Here is a 15,880-nt window from a genome sequence, read left to right as displayed (position 1 = left end):
GTACGTTACGTCAAGTCGATCCTGGCTGGGTTTTTTGGGCAAAAGGCAAGACTTGACCCCGCTGTTTACGTGCCGTGCCGGACCCCCTTGCTGGTTTGCCTATTATTAGTCTTCAAGGGTTCCATCGCTGTTATAGGAAATTCCGTTGCCAAGGTATCTTCCTTCCGCGCCAAGCAGGTCGCTCATTGATTGGTCCCAGCTTCTGGACCTGGCAATTGAATCAAGGTGTCTAATGTGGCTTTCGTAGCTAGGGAATTTTTGCCCGAAAATTTCACGACCAATGAAATCCATTCTCTCTATTAATATTTTTGGAATTTGATTTTTGAGTGTCTCTTTTTGTTCTTGTGTCAACACTGCGAAGACTCTATCTGGAATTGTCAACTCCTTTGCGAGCTTGTTGACGGCATCGTTGTTGATGTTGAATTGATATCGTGAAAATGCTTCTCCCCAAATGCTTCCATCCATTTCCACTTCCACATTGCTGTCATCGGTTGGGTCTAATTCTGCAAGTGATTCTGCTAGACTAAAGTCGAATGTGTACCTGCGTGAACTTGTAGTGTCGTTGTTGTATTCAATTTGCGTCGGGATTTCTCCTCTTTCTATTTGTTCATTTGTTAGTCTTCGGAAATTGTTGACGAATTTCGATAGCATGAACTCCGCGACAATTTCAGGGCCGCCAACTTTTGATTTAATTATGCAGCGGTCTGGTGTATTCTCGCATTCTGTGCCATCTGAGTAAGCTAGAATGACCAAATGTTTGACGAACTTTGAACTTCCAAGTGAAATCACATGATTTATGGAATCTAGGTCTTGTTTGTTTTGAAATATATTATTCTTCTCCTCGTTTGTTAAGGATGCTCTGAAAAACCCACCAGCCAGCGTGTTACGTGCCTGACGGAGTTTCGTCCGATGAGCTTTCGCGCGATCCGGCCCAGTTTGGGTTGGAATTCGTATCCGGTTTGCCCCATTTGGGGCCGCCTGAGGGCCACTGACCCGGTTTCGGTCGCACTCACGCCTGTGCTCCGATCAGTTTGTGACGGGCCATCCACAAGTTGGACAACGCAAACAGCGTCTTGATCTGCAAGGTGTTCTTCTTCAGACCCCGATATCGCACCTTCGTGAAGCCAAACTGGCGCTTGATCACCCGAAACGGGTGCTCCACCTTGGCGCGAATCCCGGCCTTGATCTTCTCGACTTTGTCGATCAGCGCATCCCTCGAGTTGCTGTCTTTGTCCAGCTTCTTGCGCTTGCCTGGGCGCATGGCCACATGCCATTTGTGGCTGGCTTTTGCATCGGGGCGCTTGTCTGCGCCTTGGTAGCCCGCGTCACCGAACACGTCGGTCTCTTGACCATGCAGCAGGCTGTTGCCCTCGGTGACATCGGCTACGTTGCCCGAGGTGCCTCGCACGGTGTGCACCAAGCCCGAGTCGGCATCCACGCCTATGTGGGCTTTCATGCCAAAGTGCCACTCGTTGCCCTTTTGGCTCGAGTGCATCTCGGGGTCTCGCGCTTTGTCTTTGTTCTTGGTGGAGCTGGGCGCGGCGATGAGGGTGGCATCTACAGCGGTGCCGGCCTTGAGCAGCAAGCCGCGCTGCTGCAGCAGTTCGTTGACGGTGGCCAGGATCTGATCGGCCAGCTTGTGTTTCTCCAGCCTGTGGCGGAACCGAAGAATGGTGCTCTCGTCGGGCAGTCGGCCAAAGGTATCGAGCTGAGCGAATTCGCGGTAAAGCGGTGTGTCGAAGAAGGCTTCCTCCATGGCCGGGTCTGACAGACTGAACCACTGCTGCATGAAGTGCACTCGCAGCATCGTCTCCAGCGCAAAGGGTGGGCGACCATTGCGCCCTTCGCTGTAATACGGGGCTATCAGCTCGACCAGGGCAGCCCATGGAACCACGGTTTCCATCTGCTGCAAAAACACCTGCTTGCGGGTCTTGCGCGTGCTCAGGTTCAAGTCAAAGCTGCTTTGTTTCATGGTGCCCGAGTGTGCCGCGCTGGGCTTACATCTGCCATGCCGCTGGGGTGGTTTTGCAGAGTTTCCTTAAATGATTTGTGGCCAAATAAATGTCCAGCCATCCATTTTCTGGGTTGTTGCCTTTGACTAAGTGTTTGCCGTTGTCAAGTATATGAATCCCATCTGTTTGTTCGCCGCCTCGTGCTGCTATCACCAATGAGTTTCCGCTTTTGTCTACTATCATGTCTGGGATATCATTTGTGCAAAATTGCAGTTCGTCATAGAGAAAAAAGAGGGCAAAAGATTGATCTTTGAAGAATTTCATTTTTAAGCGAGGTATTGGTTTGACTTCGTCCTTTAATGGCGTAGATGCTTTTTGATTAACTGTGTCAGACCGCTTTTCCATCAATCCTGTAGAAGAATCCACCTGCCACATGGTGTAGGCTGCGCAGTTCACTGGATGCATTCTCGAAGTGCCAGCGCCCGCGGCTGAACACCCGTTCATCGGCCCAGGCGCTGACCACTTCGGCCAAGATCAGGTCGTGTGGTCCCGCTACATGCGCGGTGGCGGGCAACACGCGGCATTCCATCCAGGCGATGGCACCTTGCACCAGCGGGCAGGCCGTGAGAGGCCCGAGTTCGAAGACCACGCCGCAGCGTTGCAGTTTGTCGGGGTGGTCTTTGCCACTCTCGCCGCCCACCGCGCGGGTCAGGTCGGCCTGGGCGACGCAGGGCACGCAGACGCTGAGCACCCCGCTGGCGTCCACGAGTTCGCGGGTGAGGGTGGCTTTGTCGATGACGACCGCCAGCTTGGGCGGCGTGAAGTCCAGCGGCATGGCCCAGGCCGCAGCCATGACGTTGACGCGCCCGGCGTGCGCGCTACCCACCAGCACAGTGGGGCCGTGGTTGAGCAGGCGGCTGGCCTTGTCGAGTGGGACGGGCTGCATGGGCATGTCCTCACACCTTCCTGAAGGTTGTTTGATGGGACACTTTGGTTGTGTCTATGCGCGAGTCGAGCGGGGGAGTGGTCCTTTGGCCAGGCGTTCGGCCATGCGGCTTTGCCAGCCAGGCCCGGTGGAGCGCCAGCGCTCGATCACTTCGGGTGGCAAGCGCAGGCTGATGAGCTGGCGCGGGTTTTCTGCACGCGGGCGGCCGCCCTTGTTGACCACGGCGCGGGCGAGCATGTCGTCCGTCAGCTCAGGCAGCTCCTTGTATTCGTGTGGCTTGACTTGGTGGGCGTCGACCTGGGCGAGGTCAGAGCCCAAAGGTTTGCGCGAGTCGGGTTTGTTCACGGTCGTTGGCCTTTCTCATGCTGAAGATGTGGCGCACTTCGCCACGAGGTGTGTAGCCGATCACCACCAGCCTGCCGTCGAGCAAGCCATAGCAGATGACGCGGCGTTCACCGTAGTCTTTGCGTTCGTCATCCACTTCCACGGTGGTGTCTTCAAACACCCAGACGGCGTCTTCGAAATCCAGACCCCGTTGTGTGAGCGTTTTCGCTCGTTTCGCGGGATCGTAGGAAATTCGCATGAGGTTAGTGTATCTACATAAACCAATGAAGGCAACGCCGAAGCTGTCGTTGTGGAATCACCCCAGCTCAGCAATCAGCTCAATTTCCACGCACGCGCCCATGGGAATTTGCGCCACGCCAAACGCGCTGCGCGCATGTGCGCCAACCTGTGGGCCAAACACTTCGCCGAAGAGTTCGCTGGCGCCGTTGGTAACCAGGTGCTGTTCGGTGAAGGTGCCGGTGCTGTTGACCAGGCTCATGACTTTGACGATGCGTTTGACGTCGTCGAGGGTCTTTCCGGCAGCCAGGCAGGCGGCGGCCAGGGTGCCCATGAGGTCGATGGCGATGGCTCGGGCGGCGGCTTTGCCTTCTTCGGTGTCCATGGTCAGGCCGAGCTGGCCAACCCAGGGTTTGCCGTCTTTTTTGGCGATGTGGCCGCTGAGGAAAACGAGGTTGCCGGTTTGCACAAAGGGCACATAGGCGGCGGCGGGGATGGAGACGGGGGGCAGTTCGATGCCGAGTTGGGCCAGTTTGGTGTAAACGCTCATGGTGAAGGCTCCTGAATGGTCGGATGGGGATGGGGTCGGGTCATTCTATCGACCGGGTCTGGGCTGAACCCGCTGTATCAGGCGGATTCATGGGGTGGCGCGGTGGCTGCGGGGCTTCGACAGGCTCAGCCCGAACGGTAGGCGGGGTTCGGCCCAAACGGTAGGCGGGGTTCGGCCCAAACGGTGCGGTGGGCTCAGGGGACTGGCGCTTGCAGCGCGGCCAGTTCGTCGGGGGGGGCCACGGTCACGCCCACTTCCAGGGTGTGCTGGGCGCCGCCCTGGATGACGCCGCGCATGGGGGAGACGTCGGCGAAGTCGCGGCCGGTGGCAAGGGTGACGTAGTCTTCGCCGGGGCTGCCCCAGCCACAGCGGTTGTTGGTGGGGTCGAAGTCAAACCAGGCGCCGGCTGCGGTGCTTGGCCCGGTTGCCAGGCGGTCGCCGATGTCGGACGCTGGCTTGTCGTCAGCTGCTGCCTGGCGCGGCACGCGCTCTTGGAAGTCGGGTGGATACGGCACGTAGACCGATACCCAGGCGTGCGAGGCGTCGGCGCCGATGAGGCGGGGCTTGCCGGGGGGCGGCTGGGTGAGCAGGTAGCCGCTCACATACCGCGCGGGCAGGCCCAGGCTGCGCAGGCAGCCGAGCATGATGTGGGCGAAGTCTTGGCAGACGCCCTTGCCTTGTTCCAGCGCTTGCAGCGCGGGGGTGTTGACTTCGGTGCTGGCGGTCTCGTATTTCAGCTCGGTGTGGATGCGCTCCATGAGCGCGCGCGCAGCGGTCAGCATGGGCAAGCCGGGCTTGAATGCGGGGCGGGCGAAGGCGGCAAAAGCGTCGTCGCGCGGCACGTAGGGCGAGGCAAACAGGAATTCGCTGGCAGGGTCAAACGGGGCTTGGGCACGGTAGCGAAAGTGCTCGCGCACGGTTTCCCAGGTGAGCTTTTGCCAGGCGGCGCTGTGGGGCAGTTCGCCAGGCGCGGAAGTTTCCACTTCGCTGTCGGCTTCCACAATGAGCGTATCGTGGGGCGCCTGCAGCGAAAAAAAGTGGCGCAAGTTGCCAAACACGTCGGTGGCCTGGCTGCGGCTGGCGGGCTCGGGGTGCACGCGCAGGGTGTGCGACCGCACCTGCTGCCACGGTGTGACCACTGGCGACAGGTGCACCATGTGCTGCGCCATGTCGATGCTGCCCTGGTAGTGGTAGGTGGTGCGGTGAATGATGCGAAGCAACACGCTCAGGCTCCCAGGCTCTGGTTTTGCCGGTCCGCGTGGCTGAAGTGCAGTCGCGAAATCTCGTTGGACAGGTTGCCGGCCGCCTGTTCGCAGGCTTCCAGCAGGGCGACCAGGTCGCCCCAGGTGCGCTGGCCCTCGGGCGAGCGCTGCCAGTTGCTCAGGTCGGTGAGCACCCAGGTGTCGGGGTCGGGCAGGGCCAAGGCGAGTTCGGCGTCTTGCGGGGTGACGCTCTGGGCCAGCTTGGCCAGGCGCGAGCGCAGGGTTTGCACCACCCAGGCGAGCGAGCGGGGGTTGTCGCGGTCGAGCACCAGCAGGTCGATCAGGGCGACCATGTCGCGCCGCTGCTGGTACATGGCGTGGAAGGTGATGGTGCTGTCAAACAGCGCCACCACAGCCTCGAAGCCTTCGGCGTCGTGCAGGCAGTGGTGTTCCAGCCCGAGCATGAGCGCGCGCGACAGCGTGATCAGCCGTTCAATGTGGCGGCCCACGGAGAGCAGGCGCCAGCCGTCGTCGCGCACCATGCGGTCGGTTTGTGAGCCGGTGATGGCGGCCAGCAGTTCGCTGGCGTTTTGCAGCGCGCTCAGGGCTTCGGCGGTGGCGTATTCGGCGTCGGTGGACAGCGCGGCGCAGTCGCGGGCAAAGGCGGCTTCGGTGCGTTCGATGAGGTTCCAGTGTTCTTGCGACAGGCGTTCGCGCACCTGGGCTGCCGACGCTTTGAGCGCCCGCAGGTTGAAGCCCACGCTGAACGATTGCGCCGCCTGCGGGCTGCCCGCCGCTGGCGACAGCGCGGCGATGAGGCTGCGCGCAAACACGCGCGGCGACTGTGCGGCGCCGGGCACGTCGGGCAGCACCAGCGAGTGTTCGCGGGCGGTGGCCGACAGCCAGGCCATGAGCGCGGGGGAGCTGGGTTCTTCGCCGCTGAGCTGGTTCAGCACGATCTGCGTTAGCCGGATGCTGTTTTCGGTGCGTTCGGTGTAACGGCCGAGCCAAAACAGGTTTTCAGCGGCGCGGCTGGTGACCGGGCGTTTCTGGGTGGCAATGGTCAGGGTGCTGGGCGCTGACTGCAGCAGCGTGGTGCGGTCCACCGCGCCTTCGGTGAGCACCCAGCAGTCGGCGCTGCTGCCGCCGCGCTGCATGGCGGCAATGAGTTGGCCGCGCGGTGCCAGCCGCACCAGGCCGCCGGGTAGCACCCGCCAGCTTTGCGGGCCGTCGGCCAGGGCAAACACGCGCAGCATGGCCGAGCGCGGCGCAATGGACCCGACCCCAGGCGCTGCCTGGCCTGCTGATGGGGTGCCGTCGTTTTTGGTACGGTCCGGCCAACCACGGGGGCGCTCGTCGGCCCAGGTGGGCGTCTGGCTGAGTGGCAGCCAGGCCTGCACGGTGTAGTCCTCGGGGTGGCGCACCATGCGGCCCGACCATTCGTCGAGTTCGCGCGCGCTCAGGCTCTGGCCCATGGCGGTTTCCAGGCCCGAGCGCGGGTAGGTGGGCTTGATCACGCTGTTTTTCAACAGCGGCAGCACCTCGCGCAGGGCCGCGTCTTCGCCGCACCACCAGGTGGCCAGCGACGGCAGGGCCAGTTCTTCGCCCAGCAGGTGGCGGCTGATGGCGGGCAAGAAGCCCAGCAGGGCGCTGGATTCGAGGGGCGCCGAGCCCGGTGCGTTGGCCAGCAGCAGGTTGCCCGCGCGCAGCACCTGCAGCAGGCCGGGCACGCCCAGGGTGGAGTCTGAGCGCAGTTCCAGCGGGTCCAGCCACTCGTCGTCCAGCCGCTTGATGAGCGCGTGCACCGGCTCCAGGCCCTTCAGGGTCTTGAGGTACAGGCGCTGGTCGCGCACGGTGAGGTCGTTGCCTTCCACCAGCGTAAGGCCGAGGTAACGCGCCAGGTAGGCGTGCTCAAAATAGGTTTCGTTGTAGGGGCCGGGCGTGAGCAGGGCGATGCGGGCGTTGTCGCCCTCGGGCGCCATGGCCTTGATGCCGTCCATCAGCGCGCGGTAGCTGGCGGCCAGGCGCTGCACTTTCATGTCGGCAAACGCTTGTGGAAACTGGCGCGAAATGGCGATGCGGTTTTCAAGCAGATAGCCCAGCCCAGACGGCGCCTGGGTGCGCTGGCCCACCACCCACCAGCGGCCGTCGGGGCCGTGGGCCAGGTCAAACGCGACGATGTGCAGCCAGGTGCCGCCGGGCGGCTTCACGCCTTGCATGGCGCGCAAATAGCCGGGGTGGCCTTGCACCAGCGCGGCGGGCAGCATGGCGCGCTTGAGCAGCTCGCCTGGGCCGTACAGGTCGGCCATCATGGCGTTGAGCAGGCGGGCGCGCTGCAATACGCCGGTTTCTATATGAGCCCAGTCTTGCGGGCTGACGATGGTGGGGAACAGGTCGAGCGCCCAGGGGCGCTGCTGGCCGGTGGCGGCGTCGGCGTAGACGTTGTAGGTCACGCCGTTGTCGCGCACCTGGCGCTGCAGGTTGTCGGCGCGGCGGTTCAGGTCGGCAAAACCGTCAGCGCCTATGTGCTCGAAGAAACTGGCCCAGTGGGGGTCCAGCGCATCGTCACTGGCTGGCTTGCCGGGCCTGTGCTGGCGCAATTCGTCGCGGTGGCCGGCGTCTGCGGGAATGGACAGCGACAAAGCCCAGTCCCCGGGCTGGCCGGGGCTGGGCTCGTCAAACAGCGGGTCGGGGGCTTCTTTTGTCACGGGCTCCGAGTATGCCCGCTGGGGAGCGGGCGGCCCGTGCACCGATGGAGCTCCGGGGGCTTCCTTCACGAACTTCGGCGATCCGTGCTGATCAGGTGCGCAGGTCGAGCGTGCACGGGAACTCGCGGCTCGACGCCGCGGGCGTGACCACCATCTTGCCCGGCGTGTGGCCCATCTGGAAGAAACGCGACATGCGCCGGCTTTCGGCCTCGTAGGCGTTGATGGGGAAGGTGTCGTAATTGCGGCCACCCGGGTGCGCCACAAAGTACTGGCAGCCGCCCAGCGAGCGTTGCATCCAGGTGTCCACAATGTCAAACGTGAGCGGTGCGTGCGCAGGTATGGACGGGTGCAGCGCCGACGGCGGGCTCCAGGCCTTGTAGCGCACGCCGGCCACAAATTCGCCCACGGTGCCGGTGCTGTACAGGGGCAGGGCGCGGCCGTTGCAGGTGATCACATGGCGGCTGTCGTTCCAGCCGCTTACCCGTACTTCAATGCGCTCCAGCGACGAGTCGACATAGCGCACGGTGCCGCCCGGCGCGCCTTCTTCGCCCATCACATGCCAGGGCTCCAGGGCGCTGCGCAGGGTGAGTTCGATGCCGCGCGCGGCCACCTCGCCCACCAGCGGGAAGCGGAATTCAAAGTGCGGCTCAAACCAGGCCGGGTCGAACTTGTAGCCAAAGTCGGCCAGGTCGGTCAGCACGTCCTGGAAGTCCATGCGCACATAGGTGGGCAGCAGGTAGCGGTCGTGCAGCTCGGTGCCCCAGCGGGTGAGCTTGCCGTGCCACGGCTGTTGCCAGAAACGCGACACCAGCGCGCGCAACAGCAGCTGCTGCGCAATGCTCATGCGGGCGTGCGGCGGCATTTCAAACGCGCGCAGTTCCAGCAGGCCCAGGCGGCCGGTGGGTGCGTCGGGCGAATACAGCTTGTCAATACAAAATTCGCTGCGGTGGGTGTTGCCGGTCACATCGATCAGGATGTTGCGCAGCGTGCGGTCCACCAGCCACGGGGGCATGTCCTGCCCGTAGGTCTGGCGGTTTTTCTCGATCTGCGCCAGCGCAATTTCCAGTTCGTAGAGCTGGTCGTTGCGCGCCTCGTCCACCCGCGGCGCCTGGCTGGTGGGGCCAATGAACATGCCGCTGAACAAGTACGACAGCGAAGGGTGGTTGTGCCAGTAGGCCACCAGGCTGCCCAGCAGCTCGGGGCGGCGCAAAAACGGGGAGTCGGCCGGGGTGGCGCCGCCCATCACAAAGTGGTTGCCGCCACCGGTGCCGGTGTGGCGCCCATCAGTCATGAACTTTTCGGCGCACAGCCGGGTTTCGTGGGCCGCGCCGTACAAAAACTCGGTGTGGTCCACCAGCTCGCCCCAGTTGTGGGCGGGGTGGATGTTGACCTCGATCACGCCCGGGTCGGGCGTGACCTGCAGCGTTTTCAGGCGCGGGTCGCGCGGTGGCGGGTAGCCTTCCAGCACGATGGCCATGCCCAGCTTTTCGGCGGTGGCTTCCACGGCGGCGAGCAGGTCCAGGTAGTCTTCCAGCCGCTGCATGGGCGGCATGAACACATAGATGTGCTGGTTTTTGCCGCCGCCTACTTTTTCGGCCTTGGGGCCATTCGCGCGGTGCGGGTCGCGCGTTTCCACACACAAGGCGGTGCGGGTGAGCCAGGCGGCCGATTCGTTGCGCTGCGGAAACTTGGCCGAGAGCGGTTGCGCCGGTGCCGCGCCGGGGCCGGGCTGGCCGGGGCGCAGGCCGTCCGCGGCGGGGCCGGTGGCGTTGTAGTCCATGCCCTGCATGGCCACGGTGCCCCCTTCGGCAAAACCACCGCCCACCTGGTGGGGCGACACCTGGTGCTTCACGGTGGCGCCTTTGGGCAGCGGGTCGCGGGCGGTGTGCGGGTCTTGCTCGATGTGGTACGGGTAGTCGCCCGCCGACACCCAGGGCAGCGAGTCCAGCGGCAGGCGGTAGCCCATGGGGGAGTCGCCGGGCACCAGGTACATGCGCTCGTCGCGGAAGAACCACGGCCCGGTGGACCAGCGGGTGCCCGACACGCGGTGGTAGCCGCTCTTGCCGGTGTTGGACAGCGGGCCGTCGCCATCGGCCTGCAGCGGCAGCACAAAGCCCACCGTCGCGTCCAGCCCCTGGGTGAACACGCGGCGCAGGCGGGCGCGCTCCAGCTCGTCGTCCAGCTTGGCGTCAAACGGGTCCACGTTGACCGGCAGGCGGCGTTCGCGCCACAGGTAATACCAAGTGTCTTCATAACCCGGCGTGATGTATTGGGTGGACAAGCCGAGCTTGCGCGCCAGCGCCTGGGTGAAGCGGCGGGCGTCTTCGGCGTCAAAGCGGGCCTGGTCGCGTTCGTCGGCCAGCAGCGCCGGGTTGTTCCAGCAGGGTTCGCCGTCGGCCCGCCAGAACAGCGAAAGGGCCCAGCGTGGCAGCTGCTCGCCGGGGTACCACTTGCCCTGGCCCATGTGCACAAAGCCGCCCGCGCCGTAGCGCTCGCGCAGCCGGCCCAGCAGCTCGGTGGCGTAGCCGCGCTTGGTGGGGCCCAGGGCGTCGGTGTTCCATTCGGCGGCGTCGCGGTCGGCGGTGGCCACATAGGTGGGTTCGCCGCCCATGGTCAGGCGCACGTCGTGTTTTTCCAGGTCGGCGTCCACCGCTTCACCCAGTGCCAGCACGCCGGCCCATTGTTCTTCGGAGTAAGGCTTGGTCACGCGGGGTGACTCGTACACCCGCGTCACGCCCATGTGGTGGCTGAACTCCACCTCGCACTTGTCCATGGCGCCTTCCACCGGCGCCGCGCTGGACGGCTGCGGCGTGCAGGCCAGCGGAATGTGGCCTTCACCGGCCAGCAGGCCCGAGGTGGGGTCCAGGCCGATCCAGCCGGCGCCGGGTAAAAACACCTCGCACCAGGCGTGCAGGTCGGTGAAATCTTGTTCGGGGCCGTTGGGGCCGTCGACCGACTTCACGTCCGACTTGAGCTGAATGAGGTAGCCCGACACAAAGCGCGCCGCTAGGCCCATGTGGCGCAAGATTTGCACCATCAGCCAGCCGGTGTCGCGGCAGGAACCGCTGCCCAGCGTGAGCGTTTCTTCTGGCGTCTGCACGCCCGGCTCCATGCGGATGGTGTACGAAATATCGCGCTGCAGCATCTGGTTCACGTCCACCAGAAAGTCGATGGTGCGGCGCTCGGTGCGGTCCACCTTGGCCAGGTAGGCCTTCAGCAGGGGTGTGACCGGCGCCGTGGCCAGGTACGGCGCGAGCTCTTGCAGCTGGGCGGCGTCGTAGGCAAACGGAAACTTCTCGGCCTTGGGCTCCAGAAAGAAGTCAAACGGGTTGTGCACCGCCATTTCCACCACCAGGTCGATGGTGACCTTGAACTCGGTGGTCGGCTCGGGAAACACCAGGCGGGCCTGGTAGTTGGCGAACGGGTCTTGCTGCCAGTTGATGAAGTGGCCGGCCGGCTCGATGCGTTGGGAATAAGACAACACCTTGGTGCGGCTGTGTGGCGCAGGGCGCAGTCGCACCACCTGCGGACCGAGTTTGACCAGGCGGTCGTACCGATAATGGGTAATGTGGCTCAGGGCAACATGAATGGCCATGCTGGTGTCTTTCAACAGGGGATAAAAACAATGAATTCGCTGGCGCGCGCGTTGCCGTCGCGGCCCGTACCCATGCTAGCAAGTCTTGCGCCAGACGGCCATGGCTGCCGGCCTAGGAGCCTGCGCGGCAGAAGCGCATCGGCTGCAACGGATGGAGAAAAGTCCCACTTCGCCCCTGTTTTTCCGGCTGTGGCGACGGCCACAGTCCTCAAAAGCAGGGCCAAATTGGGCTCTTTTCCCACCCGTTTCGCTACGATGCCTTCTGCCGCGCAGGCTCCTAGCCCTGCGACCGCTCGCCGGCGGCTGCGCCGTGCGTTCTGTCTAAACAGACATTGCGTCGCTTGACCATGGCGCACCCTGGCCTGATTTTTTTGCTGGCCTGGGTGCTCGGGGTGGCATTGCAGTTGCAGCAAGCGGCCCTGTGGCCTTTGGGGGTGTATGCGGGTCTGCTGCTGGCGGGTGGGGTGCTGCTGTTGGGGTTTGCGCGGTTCGCGCGGCTCGGCCCGCCTGGCTTGTTGCTGGGCACGGTGTTGGCGGGTGTGCTGGCGGGCGCAGGGCTCACGGGCACGCGTGCGGCCCATTACGCTGCGCAGGCCATGCCCCACCACCTGCAGGGTCTGGACCTGGTGGTCACCGGGCGCGTGGCTTCGCTGCCGCGCCGCACCGAGCTGGGCGAGCGCTTCGACCTGGTGGTGGAAACCGCCACCCGCGCCGGACATCCGGTGGCTGTGCCCGGGCGCCTGCAGCTGAGCTGGTATGGCAGCGCAGCGGCGGTATTTGAAGAAGCCAGCGCCGGCGTCCGAAATACCCCTGGCCTGCGCGCCGGCGACCGCTGGCGCTTCACCGTGCGCCTGCGCAGCCCACACGGCAACGCCAACCCGCACGGCTTTGACCGCGAGCGCAACCTGTGGGAGCAAGGCATTGGCGCCACTGGCTATGTGCGCAACGGCCCGCGAGACCCCGCCCCTGAGCACCTGGGCCGCACCGCCTGGCACCCGCTGGACACGGCGCGCCAGTGGGTCGGCGCCCGCATTGAGGCGCAGGTGGACGAGCCCCGCAGCGCCGGCGTGTTGGCGGCGCTGGTGGTGGGTGACCAAAGTGCCATCGAGCGCGCCGACTGGGACCTGTTTCGCACCACCGGCGTGGCCCATTTGATGAGCATCTCCGGCTTGCACGTCACCATGTTTGCCTGGCTGGCCACCGCACTCATTGGGGCGCTGTGGCGGCGCCTGGCCCGGGTGCGGCCACAGGCTTTGCTGGCGGTGCCCACGCCGCTGGCAGCCAGTGTGGGCGGGGTGGTGCTGGCTACCGCCTACGCGCTGTTTTCGGGCTGGGGCGTGCCGTCGCAGCGCACCGTGATCATGCTGGCCGTGGTGGTGGGGCTGCGCTTGTCGGTGCGGCGCTGGCCATGGCCGGTGGTGTGGCTGCTGGCCATGGTGGCGGTGCTGTTGCTGGACCCCTGGGCCTTGCTGCAGCCGGGCTTCTGGCTGAGCTTTGTGGCGGTGGGCATTTTGTTTGCCACCGACCCGGGGCAGCGCCTGGCCCGCCTGGCCCAGGCCGAGCTGGAACCGCGCGCCCGGCGTTCCCTGCGTGCCGCCGCCGGGCTGCTGCGCGAGCAGTCGGTGGTCACGGTGGCGCTCGCGCCGTTGTCGCTGCTGTTGTTTGGCCAGTTTTCGGTGGTGGGCTTGCTGGCCAACCTGCTGGCTATTCCGTGGGTCACGCTGGTCGTCACGCCGCTGGCCATGCTGGGTGTGGCCGTGCCGGTGCTGTGGGAGGCCGCCGCGCTGGCGGTGCAGGCGCAAGCCGCGGTGTTGCAGTGGCTGGCCCAGTGGCCCTGGGCTGCCATTCACCGGGCCATACCGCCGGCGCCGCTGGCGCTGGCCGGGGTGCTGGGCGGTGTGTTGCTGGTGCTGCGCCTGCCCTGGGCGGTGCGCGGTGCCGGGCTGCTGCTGGTGTGGCCTGTGCTGCTGTGGGCGCCACCGCGCCCCGCGGTGGGGCAGTTTGAGCTGCTCGCGGTGGACGTGGGGCAGGGCAGCGCCGTGTTGGTGCGCACCGCCCGCCACACCCTGCTGTACGACGCGGGGCCGCGCTACAGCCCTGAGAGCGACGCTGGGCAGCGCGTGATTGTGCCGCTGCTGCGCGCCTTGGGCGAGGCGCCCCACACCGTCGTGGTGAGCCACCGCGACAGCGACCACGCCGGCGGCATGGCGGCGGTGCGCAGCGCCTGGCCTCAGGCGCGGTGGCTGTCGTCTTTTGACGCCGAGCCCGCGCAGCGCTGCGTGGCCGGCCAGCGCTGGCGCTGGGACGGGGTGGACTTTGAGGTGCTGCACCCGCAGCCCGCCCACTACGGGCCCGAGGGCCAGGGCCTGCTCAGCAGCAACGCGATGTCGTGCGTGCTGCGCGTGGCCAGCGCCCAGCACAGCGCCTGGCTGGGCGGTGACATCGACGCCGAGCAGGAAACCCGCCTGGCCCTGGCCCAGCCCGACGCCCGCGCCACCGTGTTGCTGGCGCCGCACCACGGCAGCCTCACGTCCAGCAGCCCGGTGCTGCTCAACACCCTGCGCCCACGCTGGGTGCTGGTGCAGTCGGGCTACCGCAACCGCTTCAACCACCCGGCGCCGGCCGTGCTGGAACGCTACCGCCAGCGCGGCATGCGCTGGGTGACGTCGGCCGACTGCGGCGCCGCCACCTGGCGCAGCGCCGAGCCCGACGCGGTGCAATGCCAGCGAGACGAGGCGCGGCGCTATTGGCACCACCCGGCGCCCGCGTTCACAACGCTGCAAAACGACTGATCTCACTTCGCCGTCAGCGCGCGGGTCGCTTCTTTTTGCACCGATTTGGGGCTGAACTTGCGGTGCCTGGCCCAGTCCTTGCTATGCTGTAACAAGGAGAGAAAACGCCCATGAGCCGACCGATGTTTGATGAAATGAACGCCTCGCCCACCGAGGTGCGAGCCCATTACGAAAACTACGCCCGCTGGCTGGCGCAGCAGCCCGAGGAGGTCATGGCGTCGCGCCGTGAAGAGGCTGAAATGATCTTCCGGCGCGTCGGCATCACCTTTGCGGTGTATGGCGCCAAAGACGAGGACGGCTCGGGCACCGAGCGCCTGATTCCGTTTGACCTGATTCCCCGCATCATCCCGGCCAAGGAATGGAGCAGCATGGAAGAAGGCTTGGTGCAGCGCGTGACCGCGCTCAACCGCTTCGTTCACGACGTGTACCACGACCAGGAAATCATCAAGGCGGGCATTGTGCCGGCCGACCAGATTTTCCAGAACGCCCAGTTTCGCCCCGAAATGATGGGCGTGGACGTACCCGGTGGCGTGTACTCGCACATTGCGGGTGTCGACATTGTGCGGGCCCCCAACGCGGCCGGTGAGGGCGAGTACTACGTGCTCGAAGACAACCTGCGTGTGCCCAGCGGCGTGAGCTACATGCTGGAAGACCGCAAGATGATGATGCGGCTGTTCCCCGAGTTGTTCGGCCAGAACCGCGTGGCGCCCGTGGCGCACTACCCCGACCTGCTGCTGGAAACCCTGCGCGCCGTGAGCCCCGCCACCACGGCCGAGCCCACGGTGGTGGTGCTCACGCCCGGCATGTACAACAGCGCTTACTTTGAACACGCCTTTTTGGCGCAGCAAATGGGCATCGAGCTGGTTGAAGGCCAAGACCTGTTTGTGAAAGACAACTTTGTCTACATGCGCACCACCCGCGGCCCCAAGCGGGTGGACGTGATTTACCGCCGCGTGGACGACGATTTTCTGGACCCGCTGGTGTTTCGCCCCACGTCCACGCTGGGTTGCGCGGGCTTGCTGGGCGTGTACCGCAGCGGCAACGTGGCCATTTGCAATGCCGTGGGCACCGGGGTGGCCGACGACAAGTCGATTTACCCCTACGTGCCCAAGATGATCGAGTTTTACCTGGGCCAGAAACCCATTTTGAACAACGTGCCCACCTTCATGGGGCGCAACCCGGAAGACCTGAAGTACATGCTGGCTCACATGGAAGAGCTGGTGGTGAAAGAGGTGCATGGCGCGGGCGGCTACGGCATGCTGGTGGGCCCGGCGTCCACCAAGGCCGAAGTGGAAGAGTTTCGTGCGCTGGTGAAAGCCAAACCCGACGGCTACATTGCCCAGCCCACGCTGAGCCTGTCCACCTGTCCCACCTATGTGGACAGCGGCGTGGCGCCGCGCCATATTGACCTGCGCCCGTTTGTGCTCAGCGGCAAAGAAGTGCAGATGGTGCCCGGCGGCCTGACCCGTGTGGCGCTGAAAGACGGCTCGCTGGTCGTCAACTCGTCACAAGGCGGCGGTACAAAAGACACCTGGGTGCTGGAGGACTGATCCCCCCGCGACGCTGGAATGAAT

Annotated in this window: 12 protein-coding genes; 2 read left to right on the top strand and 10 right to left on the bottom strand. The window is 64.8% G+C overall.

Going from position 1 to position 15,880, the window contains the following annotated elements; genetic code table 11:
* Positions 1 to 105: 105 nt before the first annotated feature.
* The 10 genes from AC4QBL_RS11540 to AC4QBL_RS11495 all read right to left on the bottom strand — a co-directional run bounded on the left by AC4QBL_RS11540 (position 106) and on the right by AC4QBL_RS11495 (position 11,514).
* A complete protein-coding gene (locus AC4QBL_RS11540; RefSeq protein ID WP_472908243.1) occupies positions 106 to 789 on the bottom strand; it encodes a hypothetical protein in 684 nt (227 codons plus the stop codon).
* 220 nt (positions 790 to 1,009) lie between these two features.
* The gene (locus AC4QBL_RS11535) at positions 1,010 to 1,972 is read right to left on the bottom strand and encodes an IS5 family transposase (protein ID WP_472901589.1); all 963 of its coding nucleotides are present in this window, start codon (positions 1,970 to 1,972) and stop codon (positions 1,010 to 1,012) included.
* Between the two features lie 25 nt (positions 1,973 to 1,997).
* Positions 1,998 to 2,276 carry a hypothetical protein gene (locus AC4QBL_RS11530; RefSeq protein ID WP_492131586.1) on the bottom strand — a complete coding sequence of 93 codons (279 nt, stop codon included), beginning with the start codon at positions 2,274 to 2,276 and terminating at the stop codon, positions 1,998 to 2,000.
* 64 nt (positions 2,277 to 2,340) lie between these two features.
* The gene (locus AC4QBL_RS11525) at positions 2,341 to 2,898 is read right to left on the bottom strand and encodes a flavin reductase family protein (protein WP_472906994.1); all 558 of its coding nucleotides are present in this window, start codon (positions 2,896 to 2,898) and stop codon (positions 2,341 to 2,343) included.
* 54 nt (positions 2,899 to 2,952) lie between these two features.
* The gene (locus AC4QBL_RS11520) at positions 2,953 to 3,243 is read right to left on the bottom strand and encodes a BrnA antitoxin family protein (RefSeq protein WP_472906993.1); all 291 of its coding nucleotides are present in this window, start codon (positions 3,241 to 3,243) and stop codon (positions 2,953 to 2,955) included.
* A complete protein-coding gene (locus AC4QBL_RS11515; protein ID WP_472906992.1) occupies positions 3,206 to 3,481 on the bottom strand; it encodes a BrnT family toxin in 276 nt (91 codons plus the stop codon). Before AC4QBL_RS11515 ends, AC4QBL_RS11520 begins: the two co-directional genes overlap by 38 nt.
* A 57-nt stretch (positions 3,482 to 3,538) precedes the next feature.
* The gene (locus AC4QBL_RS11510) at positions 3,539 to 4,009 is read right to left on the bottom strand and encodes a RidA family protein (protein ID WP_472906991.1); all 471 of its coding nucleotides are present in this window, start codon (positions 4,007 to 4,009) and stop codon (positions 3,539 to 3,541) included.
* 194 nt (positions 4,010 to 4,203) lie between these two features.
* A complete protein-coding gene (locus tag AC4QBL_RS11505) occupies positions 4,204 to 5,232 on the bottom strand; it encodes a transglutaminase family protein (protein WP_472906990.1) in 1,029 nt (342 codons plus the stop codon).
* Between the two features lie 2 nt (positions 5,233 to 5,234).
* Positions 5,235 to 7,919 carry a circularly permuted type 2 ATP-grasp protein gene (locus AC4QBL_RS11500; RefSeq protein ID WP_472906989.1) on the bottom strand — a complete coding sequence of 895 codons (2,685 nt, stop codon included), beginning with the start codon at positions 7,917 to 7,919 and terminating at the stop codon, positions 5,235 to 5,237.
* Between the two features lie 91 nt (positions 7,920 to 8,010).
* Positions 8,011 to 11,514 (bottom strand): transglutaminase family protein, encoded by a 3,504-nt coding sequence (locus AC4QBL_RS11495; RefSeq protein WP_472906988.1) that lies wholly within the window; start codon positions 11,512 to 11,514, stop codon positions 8,011 to 8,013.
* Between the two features lie 347 nt (positions 11,515 to 11,861).
* Between AC4QBL_RS11495 and AC4QBL_RS11490 the strand changes: the two genes are divergently transcribed.
* The gene (locus AC4QBL_RS11490) at positions 11,862 to 14,306 is read left to right on the top strand and encodes a DNA internalization-related competence protein ComEC/Rec2 (protein WP_472906987.1); all 2,445 of its coding nucleotides are present in this window, start codon (positions 11,862 to 11,864) and stop codon (positions 14,304 to 14,306) included.
* 110 nt (positions 14,307 to 14,416) lie between these two features.
* Entirely contained in the window at positions 14,417 to 15,856 is a 1,440-nt protein-coding gene (locus AC4QBL_RS11485) for a circularly permuted type 2 ATP-grasp protein (protein WP_472906986.1), read from the top strand.
* The last annotated feature ends 24 nt before the right edge of the window (positions 15,857 to 15,880 follow it).

The sequence above is a fragment of the Hydrogenophaga sp. L99 genome, from assembly GCF_058731905.1.
The sequence above is the reverse complement of the archived record's forward strand: the minus strand, read 5'-3'. Positions and strand labels throughout refer to the sequence as shown.